The sequence below is a fragment of the Limibacter armeniacum genome (assembly GCF_036880985.1).
In the GTDB taxonomy this organism is placed as follows: domain Bacteria; phylum Bacteroidota; class Bacteroidia; order Cytophagales; family Flammeovirgaceae; genus Limibacter; species Limibacter armeniacum.
In genome coordinates this window covers 1,888,913-1,905,716 of the sequence record NZ_JBAJNO010000008.1, presented here as the reverse complement: position 1 = coordinate 1,905,716, position 16,804 = coordinate 1,888,913, and the positions used below count along the sequence as shown (strand labels likewise).

Annotated in this window: 10 protein-coding genes; 3 read left to right on the top strand and 7 right to left on the bottom strand. The window is 39.6% G+C overall.

All coding sequences use genetic code 11. From position 1 onward, the window contains the following. Positions 1-262: 262 nt before the first annotated feature. The 3 genes from V6R21_RS13860 to V6R21_RS13850 all read left to right on the top strand — a co-directional run bounded on the left by V6R21_RS13860 (position 263) and on the right by V6R21_RS13850 (position 6,540). A complete protein-coding gene (locus V6R21_RS13860; RefSeq protein ID WP_334244219.1) occupies positions 263-3,118 on the top strand; it encodes a TonB-dependent receptor plug domain-containing protein in 2,856 nt (951 codons plus the stop codon). Positions 3,119-3,284: 166 nt separating this feature from the next. Then, positions 3,285-4,892 (top strand): S1C family serine protease, encoded by a 1,608-nt coding sequence (locus V6R21_RS13855; protein WP_334244218.1) that lies wholly within the window; start codon positions 3,285-3,287, stop codon positions 4,890-4,892. Between the two features lie 19 nt (positions 4,893-4,911). Continuing rightward, positions 4,912-6,540, top strand: coding sequence for a trypsin-like peptidase domain-containing protein (locus V6R21_RS13850; RefSeq protein ID WP_334244217.1), 1,629 nt, complete (start codon positions 4,912-4,914; stop codon positions 6,538-6,540). A 55-nt stretch (positions 6,541-6,595) separates the two neighbouring features. Here the strand turns inward: V6R21_RS13850 and V6R21_RS13845 are convergent, their stop codons facing one another. From V6R21_RS13845 to V6R21_RS13815, 7 genes are all read right to left on the bottom strand, one after another. Then, complete coding sequence (locus V6R21_RS13845; RefSeq protein ID WP_334244216.1) at positions 6,596-6,970, bottom strand: tellurite resistance TerB family protein; 375 nt, start codon at positions 6,968-6,970, stop codon at positions 6,596-6,598. 56 nt (positions 6,971-7,026) lie between these two features. Continuing rightward, positions 7,027-11,961, bottom strand: a complete 4,935-nt coding sequence (locus tag V6R21_RS13840; RefSeq protein WP_334244215.1) for a DNA repair ATPase — start codon at positions 11,959-11,961, stop codon at positions 7,027-7,029. A 647-nt stretch (positions 11,962-12,608) separates the two neighbouring features. After that, entirely contained in the window at positions 12,609-13,025 is a 417-nt protein-coding gene (locus tag V6R21_RS13835; protein WP_334244214.1) for a hypothetical protein, read from the bottom strand. 110 nt (positions 13,026-13,135) lie between these two features. Continuing rightward, complete coding sequence (locus V6R21_RS13830; RefSeq protein ID WP_334244213.1) at positions 13,136-15,298, bottom strand: flotillin family protein; 2,163 nt, start codon at positions 15,296-15,298, stop codon at positions 13,136-13,138. Positions 15,299-15,405: 107 nt separating this feature from the next. Next, positions 15,406-15,645 carry a hypothetical protein gene (locus tag V6R21_RS13825; protein ID WP_334244212.1) on the bottom strand — a complete coding sequence of 80 codons (240 nt, stop codon included), beginning with the start codon at positions 15,643-15,645 and terminating at the stop codon, positions 15,406-15,408. A gap of 19 nt (positions 15,646-15,664) precedes the next feature. Next, on the bottom strand, positions 15,665-16,285 hold the full coding sequence (locus tag V6R21_RS13820; RefSeq protein ID WP_334244211.1) for a hypothetical protein: 621 nt from the start codon (positions 16,283-16,285) through the stop codon (positions 15,665-15,667). A gap of 159 nt (positions 16,286-16,444) precedes the next feature. Continuing rightward, positions 16,445-16,804, bottom strand: a complete 360-nt coding sequence (locus V6R21_RS13815; protein ID WP_334244210.1) for a hypothetical protein — start codon at positions 16,802-16,804, stop codon at positions 16,445-16,447.

Sequence of the window (16,804 nt, the reverse complement as noted above, 5' to 3'; positions counted from 1 at the left end):
CAAACATTTAAAATAACTGAATACCAATTCATTACAACACCACCCTCTATTCTACATGTAGAATAGAGGTATTTCATATGTATTTAAAATTCATCTCACACACTCTACACTTAACATGATGATTTCTTTCAGTTCAAAAACCTATTCAACTGTACTATTCTAAGAATTCAACTTCAGGTTTATTTTTAATTCATTGTTCAACTATCAATAAATCCATTTATTTGCGTGATAATTATTTTTTAAATTTGACTACACTTTCTCGATGTTAAACTTTTTTCAAAACAAACTGTGTAAAATACTTTTATCCCATTTAGTATTTTTCACCTCTGTGGCAGGAGAAGCCTTCTCTCAAGACATTATTCAGGATAGTACAGTTGTAGAGTTATACCCAAATACCCATAACTATAAACAGCTGCATCATATTCAAGAACTTAACAGCGCTAACCTTAAAAACAGCCACTCCACAAACCTTTTAGAGGCACTTTCAGGAAATGTATCAGGATTCAAAATTGCTAGTGCATCTGGCAATCAGTTCGGTTCTGTTTCTGTACAGTCAAGAGGTATCAATAACTTGTCAGGAAACAGCAAACCACTGATCGTCTTGGATGGAGTTCCTTTACTTTCCTCAGACCTTTTGTCAACCAATGGAGATTATGATTACGGCAGTGTCTTGCAAGACATACCTGTTCAAGAGATTAAAGAAGTAAAGGTAATTTCAGGTGCCTCAGCCAGTATGTTATATGGTTCTGCCGCCAGCAATGGAGCAATCATTATCAATACAAATAGCCATTTCAGTGATGACAAATATGTGGGAGTTGATTATGAATACACTTCTATCTCTGAAAAGGTAATTGCACTACCCAAACTACAGTATGAATATGGAGGGGGTAACAGCTCAAGCTTCCAACAGGTACAAGGATCTGACGAAAATATATACAATACTGTTGATTATATGGTAGATGAAAGCTGGGGTCCTAAACTTGACGGTACAGAAGTAGTACATTGGTATAACCTAGACCAAGAAGGCACTATCTACGGTACCTCTCCTTGGGTAGCTCCCAATATTACTTATGAGGATTTTTATGATAGAGGACATACGGGAGCTCACCATGTTACGGCCTGGATCACAACACCATTAGTCAACTCTAGATTTACCTATTCAAGGACTAACAATGATGGATATACGCCCAATTCGGATTACAATCATGACAGGTTAAAGGGTTACATAGCCCTTAAACCAATAGAAAAAATAACTTTCAGCTTAAGTGCTAATTACTTGAAGCAAAAAGTAATGGGCAGACCTGCAGTTGGCACTAATAACTTAAATATCAATACTTCCATGATCCAATGGACACAAACCCAATTGGACTATGATCATCTGCAAAACTTTATCTATCAGGGAGGTCACCAAGCTGCTTGGAACAGAAGGGCAATTGACAACAGCCTTCCGCTATCTCATAACAACCCTTACTGGACACGATACTATAATTTCCAAAACGACAACCGTACCCATAATAGTTGGAATGCACAAGCTAGTTTTGCCGCAACTGATTGGCTCGATTTGACTACCCGCTATTTTGGAGAAAGTTATTCTTTCAATTCTGAAGAAAGAATTGCAATTGGCTCTGTTCAACAAAGTCAATTCAGTACCAATGCTCAAACAGAGGATACCGAAAACTTTGAGTTATTAGTTAATATGAAGAGACAGTATGGTGACTGGAATTTGATTGGCTCACTTACTGGAGGAGTACAAAACCAAAAAAGCACTTATAAAAACGCATCCACAAATGGAGGTTTAAGTGTTGCAGGTATATATGCGCTTTACAACTCTAATCAACCTGCTTCTATTCAAACCATTGGGTTGAATTTAAAAAACACTTACTATAAAGCCTCAGTCACAGCCAATTGGAAAGAGACTATTTTCACAGAAGTTTCAGGTATTATTGACAGTCCAGAAGGACAATCAGAAAATAATTCAGACTTCGGGGTTTCCGCAGCCTATGTTTTCAGGAAACCTTTACCTAACAGCTTATTTAGTTATGGTACTGTCAGAGGACTAATTCATCATGGAGTAAGACAGTCTATTTTTTCAACTGCTAACTACCTTACTTCTGACTTGTCAGCTGAAACAGTTGCTGATCTTGAATTAGGGACCTCATTAGTTTTTTTCAAGAACAGGCTAACTGTTGACTTTACATATTATGCCAACAAAACCAATGATGCTATTTTCCCAATCACTGTAAACAGTGGTACAGGATACAGCAATCGGCTAATAAATATAGGTTCCTTAACCAATAAAGGCATTCAACTAAACCTTAGTGCAGACATTCTTAAGTTCAAAGACTTTAACTGGAAGGTAGATGGTAACTTCTACACCAATAACTTTGAAATGAACTTTATTCCTGAGTTCACATCGCTAAGTGCTGAAGAGTACAGAGGAGTAAAAGTTCAAGTACAGGATGCTGGCAACCTTGTTCTCATGGGTACTGCAATTGAAAGAGATAATACACAAGGTAATGCCATTCTAAACAGTGATGGACAGTATGCTACCATAACCAACCAAGACTTGGGTAAAGTAATGCCTGACTACAATATGGGCATTCGCAACACATTCCGTTTTAAAGACCTTGACCTGAGTTTCCTGTTTGATATTCAAAAAGGAGGTCATTATATATCTTACACCAATAGGTATGGTATGTATGCAGGTACCTTAATAGAGACTACAGCCAACAATATTCGGGAAGATGGCATTGTACTGGAAGGCAAAAACCGTGATGGCTCTACAAACATGACACGCATCAGTGCTGAGGAATATGGTAAAATGTTCAATTCTGTTGATGAGTTGAATGTATTTGACGCTTCCTATATTAAGCTGAGGGATTTATCAATAGGTTATAACCTGACTGGAGACAAATTGGGTATCAAATTTATTGACAAGATTCGCTTCAGTGCATTTGGCAGAAACCTACTGATTTTGGGATTAGACAACCAGCATGTAGACCCTGAAAGTGCTGTCACTTCTTCTTCTCCTTGGAGTGGTGCTATTGAAGAAGCTGCCTTATTGCCAACCAAAACTTATGGATTTAGTATAAAAGTGCAGTTGAAACATACTCTATAAATGTGACTGAATATTAACCATTTAAACATATCCTCCTTTCAGGGCATAAGCCCTGAAAGAGAGTTAATCCATAAGTCACATTATTTTATCAACAACTATTTCAATAATTTACATTTATTAGTAAAATATGAATATTTTTGCATTCCACTAATTAACCACATGCAAGATGAAACTTTCTACAATTCTACTATCAGTATTAACTCTATTATCTAGCTGCCAAACTATTATTCATGGCACAAAACAAAAAATCAGTATTGACTCTAACATAGAAAAAGCCGAAATCTATATAGATAATGAATATGTTGGAGTCACTCCTTTTAAAAAAAGAATTAAAAGACAAGAAAAACCCCTCAACATTACTTTATCAAAAGATGGTTATGACTCTGCGACTTATGTAATTCCATCCTATAAAAGGCTACAAGGAAACGCTATTGTCGGAAATGTAATATTAGGTGGTATCGTAGGTGCTTTAGGTTCAAGTATGGTAGGAGCAACTAACTCTGAAGAAACTTTTGGATTAAATTTAGGCATTCAAGCAACAGGTATTACTGCAGCTTTTTTAATAGACAAATACTCCGGAGCTAAATACCAATATCTAAACTCTGAACTTAATTTACCAATCTATAAAAAACCTGACACAATTAAAGTAGAAACAGATTTGATATTCTGTACTTCTGTATCAGTAGATTTAAAAGAAGGAGAAGAAGCAGGAAAAGTAAAATATGGAAATATCTCTAAAGAAATAGATTGGCAAGAAGATATTACTTTTCAAGATTTTGAGTTAGAAAAAACCGTAAATACGGAATTAGACAAATATGGATTTAAAGTCCCTGACTTTGAAGTAAAAGGAGCATTACAACCGATTCTTTTACCAAGGTATATACTGAAGGCTGAAGTAACTAAAGTCTACAATCATGTTACTTTCAACATTGGGCAAAGATCTGTCGCTAGAGAAAGAAACGCTGAACATTATGCATTGACAACTGACCTTGAAGTAACATGGAAGGTTCTGAAAAGAAAGACTGAAGAAGTTTTGATTGAAAAAGCTGTAAAGGTTCAAAACTACACACCATCCAAAGAAGTAAGAGATGCCTTTAAGAAAACTTTTGAATATAGCTTTTACCAGTTCCTTAATATTACTCCCGAGTTCTATGAATTAGTTGTAAAAAAGAAAAGTCAGAGACTGACAACTTCAGTTTCAATTCCTGATGGTATTCCCGTATCTAATGAAGCAGAAGATTGGATACAATCAGCTGTAACTGTCAATACCAATACAGGTCATGGAAGTGGCTTTGCTATCAGTGAGGATGGTTATATTATCACAAACTTTCATGTTGTAGCAGATGTCGACACATTGGAAGTAATTCTTTCTAATAATGAAAAATATGAAGCAAAACTAATAAACTTCAACTCAGAGAGAGATTTGGCACTTCTGAAAATAGACCATACTATAAAACCTTTACCGCTTTCAAAAGAATCAGTTAAACTTGGAGCCTCAGTAATTGCCATAGGTACACCTGCTGATATTGCATTAGGTCAAACCCTATCAAAAGGTATGATCAGTGGCAAACGTAAGATTGATGAAAAACAATACCTACAATCAGATGTCAGTATAAGCCCAGGAAATAGTGGTGGTCCCCTGCTCTATGAAGGAAAAGTAATCGGGATTGTCGATGCAAAAATGGTGGGTAATGGGATTGAAGGCATTACATTTATCATACCTATCAATGAAATATTTAGAGGTTTAAATATTAAATATAGCAGTATCAACTAATTTAAAAATGAGGCTCTTCATGTTGACGAAGCCTTTTTATCATTCAATTAAAATTCAAAAAATGAGATTTATAACTTTTTTATTGATTCCTCTACTTTTTTTAACTGGATGCCATACAATTATGTTAGGGCATAAACAGAAAATACAAGTTAAATCTAATGAACCTAACGCTAAGGTCTATATTGATCATGAATATGTAGGTGAAACGCCACTGAAGGTAAAAGTTGAAAGGCATGAAGCCCCATTACATATATCCTTAGCAAAAGAAGGTTATGAGACAACTACTATAGAAGTTCCTACACATAGAACCCGTGCAACTTCAACTTTGGGAAATACCTGGTTAGGGAGCGTACTCACCGGACCAGGTGGTTTAGGCTTAGCACTCAATATTGACGATGAAAACCCTACAATGGCACTTTCTAGTTACGCCATAGGCTTCTCTCTTCCATTCGTTATTGATATAATCACTTCGAATAAAAAGGCTTATGATTATCTGTCTTCAGAATTAACATTACCGATTTACAAAAAAAATAAAAAGGTTGAAGATGTAACAGATTTGATATTCTGCAGTGAAGTCAATATTAATTTGAAAGAGGGGGAAAAAGCTGGTAAAATCACTTATAACAGCTATAGTAGAACTATTGATTGGGAAAAAGACATACAATTCAAGGATTTTGAATTAGAGAAAGCAGTGAATGAGTCATTAGAAGATTTAAACTTTCAAGTACCGGATTTTGAATCAAAAAATACACTCACTCCATTAAAGCTACCAAGGTATATCATTACTGCAGAAGTAACTAAATTCTTCAATAGTGTAACTACAAAATATGCCAATGCTGATATATATCCAATTCAATCCAATATTGAAGTTATTTGGAAAGTAAAACTGAGAAGAACTAATAACACTCTAATGGAGAAAAAAATTAGTACCAAAGGGTTTAATATTTCTACAGATATCAGAAGTGTTTTTGAGAATGTATTCAGCCAAAACTTTCATGAATTTTTAAATACATCTTCAGAGCTTTATGAATTAACTAACAAAAGTGTTGAAACAAGCTTAGAGCAGAAAATTACTATACAAAAAAACATTCCTATATCAGAAGAGTTTGAAGACTTAGTAAATTCTGTTGTCACAGTCAATACAGAAGCAGGTCATGGTAGTGGTTTCGCTATCAGTGAAGATGGTTATATCATCACTAATTACCATGTAATTGAAGATGTGGATTCTCTAGAAGTCATCCTTTCCAACGACCAAAAACTAGAAGCTAAATTGATTAATTATAATGCACAAAGAGATTTAGCTCTTTTAAAAATAGATCATGTAATCAAACCTCTTCCTATTTCTACTGATGATGTAAAATTAGGAACTTCTGTGATCGCAATTGGCACTCCTGCTGATATCACGTTAGGTCAGACACTTTCAAAAGGTATGATCAGTGGAAAACGTACTATTGAGGAAAAAACATTCTTGCAATCCGATGTAAGTATAAGCCCTGGGAATAGCGGTGGTCCATTAATCTATAATGGTAAAGTTATTGGTGTCATTGATGCCAAAGTTGTGGGGCAAGGCGTAGAAGGAATTACTTTTATTATTCCAGCCGATGAAATTCTGAATGCTTTAAACATAACGTATAGTGACATCAATTAGTAATAAAAAATGGGTACCTTTTGAAGGTACCCATTTTTCTTACCAAAGAGAATAATTACAGCTTCATATCTTCTACCTGCTGAATAAAGTGCATTTTGAGTGATGACTGCATATCTGAAATCACCTTGTCTTCTGATTCGTCAATTCCGTCACTTGCTCTTGCTACTTCTTCCAAAATCTCAATCAGGAATGTATACTCAGGATCAGGCCCATGTTGTTTCAATGTGTCAAGTGCTTTTTCATACACTTGCTTTGGGTCATTGTTCTTGTTTTTTTCATAGTTGAATGACCACTCGATTTCCCTACCCCAAGAATGATTAGCCAACACTTGCTCAATTTTATTGATTTCTTCTGGTTGGATCATTCCATCAGCCAAAGCTACTGCATACAACAGCTCTCCGAATGCGTCATATAACCTTTCCTTGTCCATTTCTATTTAGTTTTAATGATTGATAATATATTTCCTGCTATCAGAACAATGTCTGATTAGTTTTTTAATCCGTTTTCCAATGCTTTCTTAATCGCTTCCAGCCCATCCGTAAATGCAGACATCTGTGCCAGTACCTGTGCCATCTGGTTATTGTCACCAAAACCTTTCAGCTGGTTGTTCTTCTTGAATGTCTGACAGATAACATCCCAACGTTGGTTTTCCTCATTTGACTGCCAACCTACAAGTGACTTAAACTTCAGCATATTGGCTTCAGCTCCTGTGGTCAAGGTCTGTGATTCTCCTTCATAATGGGAAAGGATCAGTGTATCCAGTTCCTGTGTATTCATGATTGGGACAATCTTCTCTGCCAGCTTATTCATGTTACGGTAAGATCCTTGCATCTTGAATGGCGGTTCTGTACGGTAAGCGTCTTCCTGCGCTGCCGAACGCACGTATTGCTGATTGACCTGCAGCACCACTTCCTGCACTTTCAGCATCTTTTCAAGCACCGACACAAACTCATTGACTTCCTCTCCTGAGATATTGGATTCAAACTCAGCTCCTTCCCTGTTGCCTGTCTTGGCGATATTGATCAGCGTATAGATATCCTTTTTGCTTTTACTTGTCAGCTTGTTCAGGACAGGGTTTGAGGTCAGGGAGTTTTCAATATAACTCAGCTTGAATGCCTCAGCCGAATCACCGATAATCTCACCGAGGTTGTAGGTATCTGCCCTGTTTGCCAGCATGTCCGGAATCTGGAATTTATCACCGCTTTCGGTGTACGGGTTACCTGCCATCACGACACAGACTTTCTTTCCTCGGAAATCGTAGGTTTTGGTTACGCCCTTGTACACCCCTTCGATCTTACGCTGACCGTCACAAAGTGAGATAAACTTCTGCAGCAGTTCAGGGTGGCAGTGCTGAATATCATCCAGGTAGATCATGACATTGTCGCCCATCTCGAAGGAGAGGTTCAGTTTCTCTAATTCTTCCCTTGCGGTCGCATTCGGTGCTTCCGAAGGATCCAGCGAAGTAACCTGATGCCCGATGGCAGGACCGTTGATTTTCATAAAGATCAGTCCCAATCGGCTGGCGATATATTCCATCAGGGTGGTTTTACCATAACCCGGAGGCGAAACCAGCAAAAGCAAGCCCATCAGGTCGGTACGTTTGTTTTCCCCGACGGTACCCATCTGCTTGGCAAGGTTATCCCCGACCAATGGCAGGTACACATCATCGATCAGCTTGTTGCGGACAAAGGAGGAAAGCACTCTCGGCTTAAAGCTGTCCAGCTTGACCTTGGCTTTGAAGTCTGCTGCAATTTCTTTCTTCAGATTGATAAATGCCTCAAACTTCGGCACCTGAATGGCTTCGAATGACTGAAGCTTTTCCATCAAGGCATTGTAATCAAACTGATATTGGCTTTGCGTAATGACTGCATGATCTCCTGCCAGCCCTTTCAGTTCCTGCTTGACGGACAATTGGGAAACCTTTCGGCTGTTCAGGTCATCAAGCAACAAAATCACGGCGGCTTCTGACAGGTAATCGGCGTAAACCGTTTGCTCTTCTTCAGGCAAGGTGGAAGCAAAAGCATTCAGCCAACCCAATTCCCATTCCAGTCGGTGCAAAAGGTCGGTTTCTTTCAGTTTTCTTTTTGTTTCCTCATAGTCTCGCTGTACCCGTTTCATCTCGATATGCTGCAGGAACTGCTTGCACAGTTGTGTGGCTTCCTTACTTGCGATAAAATCTGTATCGGTTGCCAATTCGTGGAACAGATAAGCCGCTGCTTCCTTTGCTGTTGACTGAAGGGCTGAAGTCAAGCTTTTGGCAAAGACGGTCATATCCTCTTCCAAATCCTCAATCAGTGATTGGTATTCTTTGGAATCAGGGAATACCTGCAAGATCAGGGACATGCCCTTGATGCGGTTTTCAAGCTGCTGCTTATCTGCCTTTTCCATGCCTTCTGACCAAAACAGGGCTGCTGTAGCCCTTGCATCTGGGCTGTAACGGAGCAAGCCAATATTCATGCGCATCAGCACCAAGGCCTCCAGTATCAGCAAGGCATCCTTGTCGTGCACCCCTTTGGTATAACCTTCATGGTAACGGGATGCCATAAATGCTTGTACCACTTCGAGCCTTTCAGTATCATCCTTTTCCTGAAACTCATTAAATGTAGTATTGGCAGCACCGTTTTCAATTGCCCTGAATAGCTGATAAGCCAAATACTCGCCACGGTAAACCGTTTTATTTTCTGAAATCACAGACTGTTGCCACACCTCACGGGTTTGCTCCAGTTGCTCATTGATCACTTTCTCATAGAACTGAGTTCCTGCCAAATGGTAAAAGAATCCATCATCCTTCAATACCAATGAAGCATCCAATTCCTGTGTATTGACCGCAAAATGGTGACGTCCCATCTTGATGACATTGTCACCTCCTACAAACAGATCCTGACGGTCTTTTAACTGACGTACAGCATCTTCCTTCAGGGTCTTGAGCTGACTTTGCAGGTCTTCTGCCTTAGGCGCATCCTCAATCTCATGGAGCTTCTTGATCATGTCACGCACCTTGTCCACCATTAGGTCAGAAGCAAAGTAGGAATTGATCTCGTTGATCTCCTTGATGGATTTCAGCTTGTTGCGGATTCCTTTCAGGATACGCTCCGCTGCCGACTGAACCGACATGGCACGCTTGTTTCGCTCCTCCTGAAGTTGCGTCTTGCGGGTTTCAAATGCAGAATAGATTTCATCACGCTTGGCTGTCAGTTCGCCCAAGAACTCATCAAAGTCCGAGAACTTGCCTTCCAGCTCTTCCATCTGAACCATCAGCTTAGTCAGGTATTCCTCACATTTCTGTGGTGTATCTGAAACATCCAGATAGTTGACAACTGCCTGATTGATCAGTTTCAACTGTGCATTGAACTCCGCAATGGCTTCCGCTCCCAACAGTTCTTTTCTCCTTGCCTTTAGCTTGGCTTTCACATTGTTCAGCCTTGCATAAATATCAGAGATCAGGTCAATAATTTGTGTTGTCTGGGTCGCATCCTCAATTTTCAGATTGGAGACGATATCGATCAGTAACTCCAGCTCACTGCCAATTTTGGCAATTCCTTCCGCCACTTCATCGGCTACCGTCACTTTCTCCACTGCTTCTGCTTCTTCCTGTACAGCTTCCACCTTTTCTACATAAGGTAGCAAGGCGTCATCACGAAGCAGGAACTCTACACACTTGGCAGAAAGCTTATCGGATTTCTCAGCCAATGCCGTTTCATAGTGATCAACCAGTGAAAGGTCCACATAGCGTACTTCTTTCAGGGAAATCACTTCTCCCCTTACCGTTCTCAGTTCGGCTAGGAAACGGACAAACTCGTCCACATGCTGGAAGATACGACGATCGACTTCTTTCAGCAGCTCATCTGCTTTCTCTGAAATCAGCTTGGTTTGTTCGGCAGCATGCTTACGCTGTCTTGCCACTTTCTCAAACTCTTCGATTGCCGTAGAAGCTGTCAAGCGAATTTCACTAAGTGTGTCCGAAAGCTCAAATGCTTCCTCATTACCTACCCAGTAGTAATTGTCCGTTACCGCCATCGCAGACCTTGACAAATCTGCATACAAACCTTCGTAAGAATCTTCCTTTCGGCAAAGATTCAGTACTGCATAACAATCTGACATTGCCCTTACAATGTCCTTGTTCCCCACCTTATACAGGAAGGAATCAGCATGTGCAGGTGCCTGCACAAAATCAGGGTGCACATACGGTGTTTGCCAAACCTGCAAGCCGTGAATCTTCTTCGGTTCATCATCAGTCTTGAAGTAAACCAGTTCACCACTTTTGAAGAAGGAATAACCATGACAGGCAATCGGGCTTTCCACCTGCTTCTCGATCACATTGTAGGAAAGCAGAATATATTCGCCCAGCTCTCGCTGATAGAACACATACATTGTGTCCTCCCCATTTGGAGAGTGGATACGACGTTCAAATTTTAACCCAGTAAGCTCGCTATCAAAATGCTTGTACTCACCCGTCTGAAGGTAATAACCATTGGACACAATGATGCCCTGATCATCAGGCAGCAACACGCATGAATCTTCAATGGCATCAATTCGGCGAGCTTCCTTTATCTTGTCGTTGAATACGATAAAGCGCCATTTTTTCTCCTGAAATGGTCTCATTTTCAGAAGAATCAGATTACCCAGATCAGCATAATAGATTTCTGCATCGTCCAGTGTCTGATCAGCAATTTCCACCTCTTCCGCATAGATTCCCTCTCCCGTTGAAGTATTATCCTCAATCTTAATAGTCAGGTCACCACCTACCGTTTCCACAAATACCCTATCCATAATGGACACATGCGGGTGTTCTCCTGTGCGGTGATCATCTCTTGAAGCACGCTTCCACTCAAACTCATGCTGACGTGGATACTGTACCTCATGGTCACTTCTATTATCTATATATTTCAGCCCATTCTCTTCAATCAGCCATTTGAAGGCTTTGATGTCGGTTACATTCTTGCCGACACGGAAGATCATGTACAGGAAATTGTCCTTTACAAAAAACTTTACAAAAACTGTATCACGGTAATACTGATACAATTCCTTGAACTCCTTCTCAAATGTCTTATCATGAAGGATATTCAAATCTTTAGGATGAAAGGAATGATCTGTGCTATTGTAAGCGTAAACACTGAAAACATCACTCAGTGCAGCTTCCTTCTTAAGTCCAATATGAACGTTGTAACCGAAGATAAAGAGGTTTTCCAGTACAGGTACCATATCCCTCGGCACGCAGTTATTGTCTGTCGAGATACGGTCGGTTGCCAGCAAACGTGCATCCAAGGCTCCGAAAATCTCCTTTCTTGCGCTGTTCAGCTTATTCAGTCGGGACTGTAGCTCTTCTGCCTGCGACCCTAATCGCTTGCGAAGAATCTCATAGGTTCCGCTGTCCAGTTGTGTTTCTTTTTTGGTTTCTTCCGCCGTATCTATTGTTGACATAGGTAATTTATTTTTAGAAGCTAGATACTAGATGTAATAGTTAACAGACATGTAGGGTTAGAACTAGCCGTCCGCGGCTACGCCCTGATCTTGCGAAACACCACATAACATGTGCCTGTGGTTCGTGAGAACACGCCGCAGGCGTGATCCTACAAGTTTACTGACCAATACAACTAGAATTTAGATTTTTGATATTCTTGGTTTAAGGTAATCAAGCTATTAGTTCACCTTAGTTCCTTTATGCTGAAAGTATTCTTTTAACTTATTCACTTCTTCTTTATTTGCATTAACCCTTCGTCTCTTCCTGCTTGCCTTGAATAAGACACTCAATGAATTTTCATTTAAACCGATGTTTACGCACTTCTTTGATATCACTCAAAAACAATACATTGTCATTTCTCACAAATAGAAGATTATAGGTCAACATCATTACATGCAATGGGCTTGTACAGACAACGAAAGTTGAATATTCTGTAAAAGTCTCCACTCCTTTTAACAAGAGTCCAATTTAAAATAAGATCCAGATAGCAGACCCTATGAGCGATATTGTTTTTAATCTTTTGGCATTATCCAAAATCACCACTTCCTCTTCATTCAAGTGGATTTCTCCATGATTTACGGGTAGTATGGTGTACATATCTTTTAGGTTATTTTACGCTTATCCCTTTCTCCTTAAAGTAGTTTTTCAGGTTTTCGATCATAGAAGGCTCTGCATTTATGCATCTTTTTTTTCGACTGCCTTTAGTGAACACATAGAGTATTTCGTCTCTTATTGGATGTCTTTTCACTGCATTAATCTCATTCAAGAATAACACACTGTCCGTTGTCATGAAAAAGATTTTGTTCACTAATATCCCAATATGGGCAAGACCAATGACTCCCCATAACCAAACCATATATGATTCTCCCTTCAGTTCTTTTAGGTAAAACAAGACAGACATTATGATGAACAAAACAGAATTAACCAAAGACATGATTCTAAGCTTTTTGGCATTATCCAAAATCACCACTTCCTCTTCATTCAAATGGATTTCACCTTTTTTAAGTTGTAAGATTGATTCCATAGGTAGGGTTATTTGATTGAGATTTTGTTAAAAAAATCACCGCAGGCAGGTCAACCTGCGGTGAAATAAGACTTCGGCTTCGCTCAGTCACCGAAGTCATTTTTGTTTTACTATCTAATCCAGTTGGAAATCAGCATTTCTGACAGTCCCATAGCTTTAGCTTTTTCATGCGCAGATTCCAGCGTTTGTTTTTGCTGTGCAGTCTCTGCCATACCTTGCAGCTTGTGCAACAGGGAAGCTATGCTCAGGTTTTTGATGTCTTCAGTAGTCAGGCCGAACTGCTGAACAAAACCCTTTACTTTTTCAATCAGGTTACCGTTCTCTCCTGAAAGCAGGTTATCTTTCACTTCAGTCAGGGTTTCACTGTTGTTCAGGAAGTGGTCAACACTTTTACCCATTGTGATCGAGTTCATGATACGGTCAATAAATGCCGCTTCACCACCTACGATATCAATGTTGGCAGACTTCATAACCTCAGCTAACACAGAAGCCTGTGCTTTTGCCATTTCACGCTGCACTTCCAGTCTTGCAAGCGCCACTTCTTTTTCCATATTCAGCTTCAGCTTGAACTGCTCCAGCGCTCTTGTCTCGTCGTCCAAGTGCTTCATTGCCTCAGCTTCCGCCTCTATACGCTGCGCCTCTACCATGGCTTTCTCTTTCAGCACAGCTGCTTCAGCCTTGCCTTCCATCTCGATGGCATTGGCTTTCACTTCCATACCTTCCGCTTCGGCGATCATTTTCTTCTTCAGCACATCCGCTTCCGCTTCACCCAGAAGCTTGTTGCCTTCTGCCTGTGCTTCAGATTTAGCCGCAATACCTTTTGCTTCTGCTTCTGAAGCCGCCTCAATGGCTCTTGCCTCCGCAAATGCTTCTTTCTCTCTAGCCAAGGCTCTAGCTTCCGTTACTTGTGCTTCAGCCATACCTTGTGCTGCAATTTCAGCAGACTTCGCTTCAGCCATGATTTTCAAGGCCTCTGCTTTCTGGCTAGCTGTTTCAAACTCAGCAGCAGCTTCGGTACGTTGTTTCTCCGCTTGCATCTTGGCTGCTTCTTTTGCTGCTTCAGCAGATTTCAGCTCCATTACCAATGCCTCTTCAGCTTTCTGCTCCGCCTCCTTGATAGCAACTGCTTTCTTACGCTCAGCTTCAGCAAATGCCTGTGTATCCTTGATTTTCTCCTCTTCCATCACTACAGCTTTCTGTACTGATACACGCTCACGGATTACATCCTGAATGTTCTTGCGCTCTTCCTCAACTGCTCTTTCCTTCTCAATTCTAGCAATTTCTACAACGCGCTCACGCTCGTTTTCTGCCAAAGAACGTTCCTTGTGGATTCTTTCGTTTTCCAGCGCTTCCGTTCTCTCCTTGCTTTTCTCCGCTACCAATACTTGGCGACGCTTATTCTCTTCAGCAATACCAAGCTCTTCTTCAACCTGAATCTTCGCTTGCTCAGACTTCAGTCTTTCTTCTTGTCTGATTTTCTCAGCAGAGGCCTCTTCACGTGCTCTTACTTCTGCAATTTCACGCTTCTGCTTTTCTTCTGCTTCAATCTGCTGTCTTTCCAGAGCAAGTACAGCCTCACGGCCTTCTACGTCCTGTTTCTTGATACGCTTGGTTTCATCATTTTTCACCAAGTTTGCCTGTACTTTTTGAGTAGCAGTCAGCTCGGTGATTTTCTTGATACCTTCCGCATCCAAGATATTATCAGGATCAAGCTCCTCAACGTCTGTTTGCTCCAAGTAGTCAATGGCACAGTCATCCAATACATAACCATTCAGGTCAGTACCAATAATGTCAATCACCTCTTGCTTGAACTCTACCCTTGCACTGTAAAGGTCTACAAAGTCGAAACGCTTACCAGCTGTCTTCAAAGCTTCTGAGAACTTTGCTTCAAACAGTGTTCTAAGCTGATCTATTTCAGAGGCACGCTCACAACCAATCGTTTGTGCTACTGCAGCCACATCTTTTTGATCGTTATTAACCCTAACGAAGAAGGCTACACGAATATCAGCACGCATGTTGTCCTTACAGATCAACCCTTGCTTACCTTCACGACTGATGTCGATGTTTTTCAGTGAGATATCCATGATCTCACACTTGTGAATAACAGGAATTACAAAAATTCCTTGGAATGAGACTTTCAGTCCACCCATACCTGTTCTGACAATAGCCTTACCTTGCGGCACCTTCTTGTAGAACTTGGCAATCATAGCCAAAAAGCCTAGCAAAACGAGGGCAATACCCCCCACTATCATCGCTGTTGCTTCAATGATCATAAGAATTGATTTTAAGATTTAGATTGATTTATCCTTATAGTGTTAAAGTGTGTTCTTAAAAAAGTATCAGTATTAACTGATGGTGATTTAAAAAAACGGTCACAAATTTATTTAGCTCCGAATTTGAAAAAGTCTTTCAGTCTACTCAGATCTGCCGCCACCTCATAAGGAATTGAAATATAAATATATCCACCTTCAACATTCACCGTTGCATTTTCCCTAAAGATTAAGCGAGTAGCATCGTCTAGCTCTTTTGTCATTTCATCGATATCTACTTTTGATATCGCAATGTCATTTTTATCAAATTCTAATTTTATTCTTTTGGTAATATAAACAAGGTCTTTCATTTTCTTTCTGTCATCAATGTTAGTTTAAAGTAGCTAAAGGTTCTATCAGATAGCATTTCTGCTGCTCGTCAAATTCAATAATTAAAGCGGTATCACCTTTCTGCAATTTCTTGTCATCCAAGGGTTTCACATATACTCTTTGGTGATAGCCTGATGTATATACTTCTGCCTGTCCTTTTTTATCTAAAGATGCAGGTATAATCAATTTACATTCTTTACCAATTACTGATGTATCCTCTTCCTTTGTCAAGTGTGAAAAAGCCTTCTGAAATGGCTTTGTTGCATACTTGGTAAGCATAAGTGAAACAAAGGCATTAGGAATCAAAATAGCTCCAGCTATTAACCATGAATCATTTCCTAAATAGTGATTTGTCAATACTGAACCTACCCACATAAAAAGGAACCAAAAACTGAAGATTATCATCAATGGCAATTCTCCGATATTGAAATAATGCAATACTTGAGCCATCGCTCCTATTTCGCCATCCACCTCAATATCTGCATCTGCATCTAGGTCAATATCAAAGGTATCAAAGTCTAATACGCCAATGATTACACTAAGCCAATATAGCGCAACAACCGCCATCAAGATGGTATATGGTAAATTTATAGGCTGAAGGGCTGCAATTAAAAAGTCCATAGTATATGCATGTTAGTATTTCGAAAATTGGTTTCAGTTTGTATAATTCTCAACAATTAAATGAGATATAATATTTAATACGATGTTAAAATAATTAAAGTTTCACTTTTTCATTGACTTTAGTCAATTATTTACAGTAATCACCTAAACGATAGTATTTTACTTTGGCTTTTGTCTTTTAAAAACAAATATTCCAATCAGACCATCACTATCCTCTGATTCCCCTACAATCAGGTCTTTATTCGTTAACTGACCATCCCAGCTATCCAAACAGTACTCAAAGTTTTCAGGCTGACCTTTTACTTCATATGAGACGCCAACCATCACTACCCTATCATCTTGTATAGAGCCTTCTATTTGTTGTACAACGGTAAAAGGATCTTCCCCATCAACTTCTTCTCTTAACTGAATGGAGCCTGATATTTTATTGCCGACCTGCACTAGTTCTGCCACTCCTCGAGACATTCCATATCCGAAGTCTTCTTCGTAGATCCAACTACCTGTTAAATTCATCCCCAT

Bases quoted from the DNA above. Each gene is read 5' to 3' on its own strand.
- V6R21_RS13820 (WP_334244211.1), bottom strand. From the start codon at position 16,285: ATGGACTTTTTAATTGCAGCCCTTCAGCCTATAAATTTACCATATACC.
- V6R21_RS13830 (WP_334244213.1), bottom strand. From the start codon at position 15,298: ATGATCATTGAAGCAACAGCGATGATAGTGGGGGGTATTGCCCTCGTT.
- V6R21_RS13835 (WP_334244214.1), bottom strand. From the start codon at position 13,025: ATGGAATCAATCTTACAACTTAAAAAAGGTGAAATCCATTTGAATGAA.
- V6R21_RS13860 (WP_334244219.1), top strand. From the start codon at position 263: ATGTTAAACTTTTTTCAAAACAAACTGTGTAAAATACTTTTATCCCAT.
- V6R21_RS13855 (WP_334244218.1), top strand. From the start codon at position 3,285: ATGAAACTTTCTACAATTCTACTATCAGTATTAACTCTATTATCTAGC.
- V6R21_RS13815 (WP_334244210.1), bottom strand. From the start codon at position 16,804: ATGGGGATGAATTTAACAGGTAGTTGGATCTACGAAGAAGACTTCGGA.
- V6R21_RS13845 (WP_334244216.1), bottom strand. From the start codon at position 6,970: ATGGACAAGGAAAGGTTATATGACGCATTCGGAGAGCTGTTGTATGCA.
- V6R21_RS13825 (WP_334244212.1), bottom strand. From the start codon at position 15,645: ATGAAAGACCTTGTTTATATTACCAAAAGAATAAAATTAGAATTTGAT.
- V6R21_RS13840 (WP_334244215.1), bottom strand. From the start codon at position 11,961: ATGTCAACAATAGATACGGCGGAAGAAACCAAAAAAGAAACACAACTG.
- V6R21_RS13850 (WP_334244217.1), top strand. From the start codon at position 4,912: ATGTTGACGAAGCCTTTTTATCATTCAATTAAAATTCAAAAAATGAGA.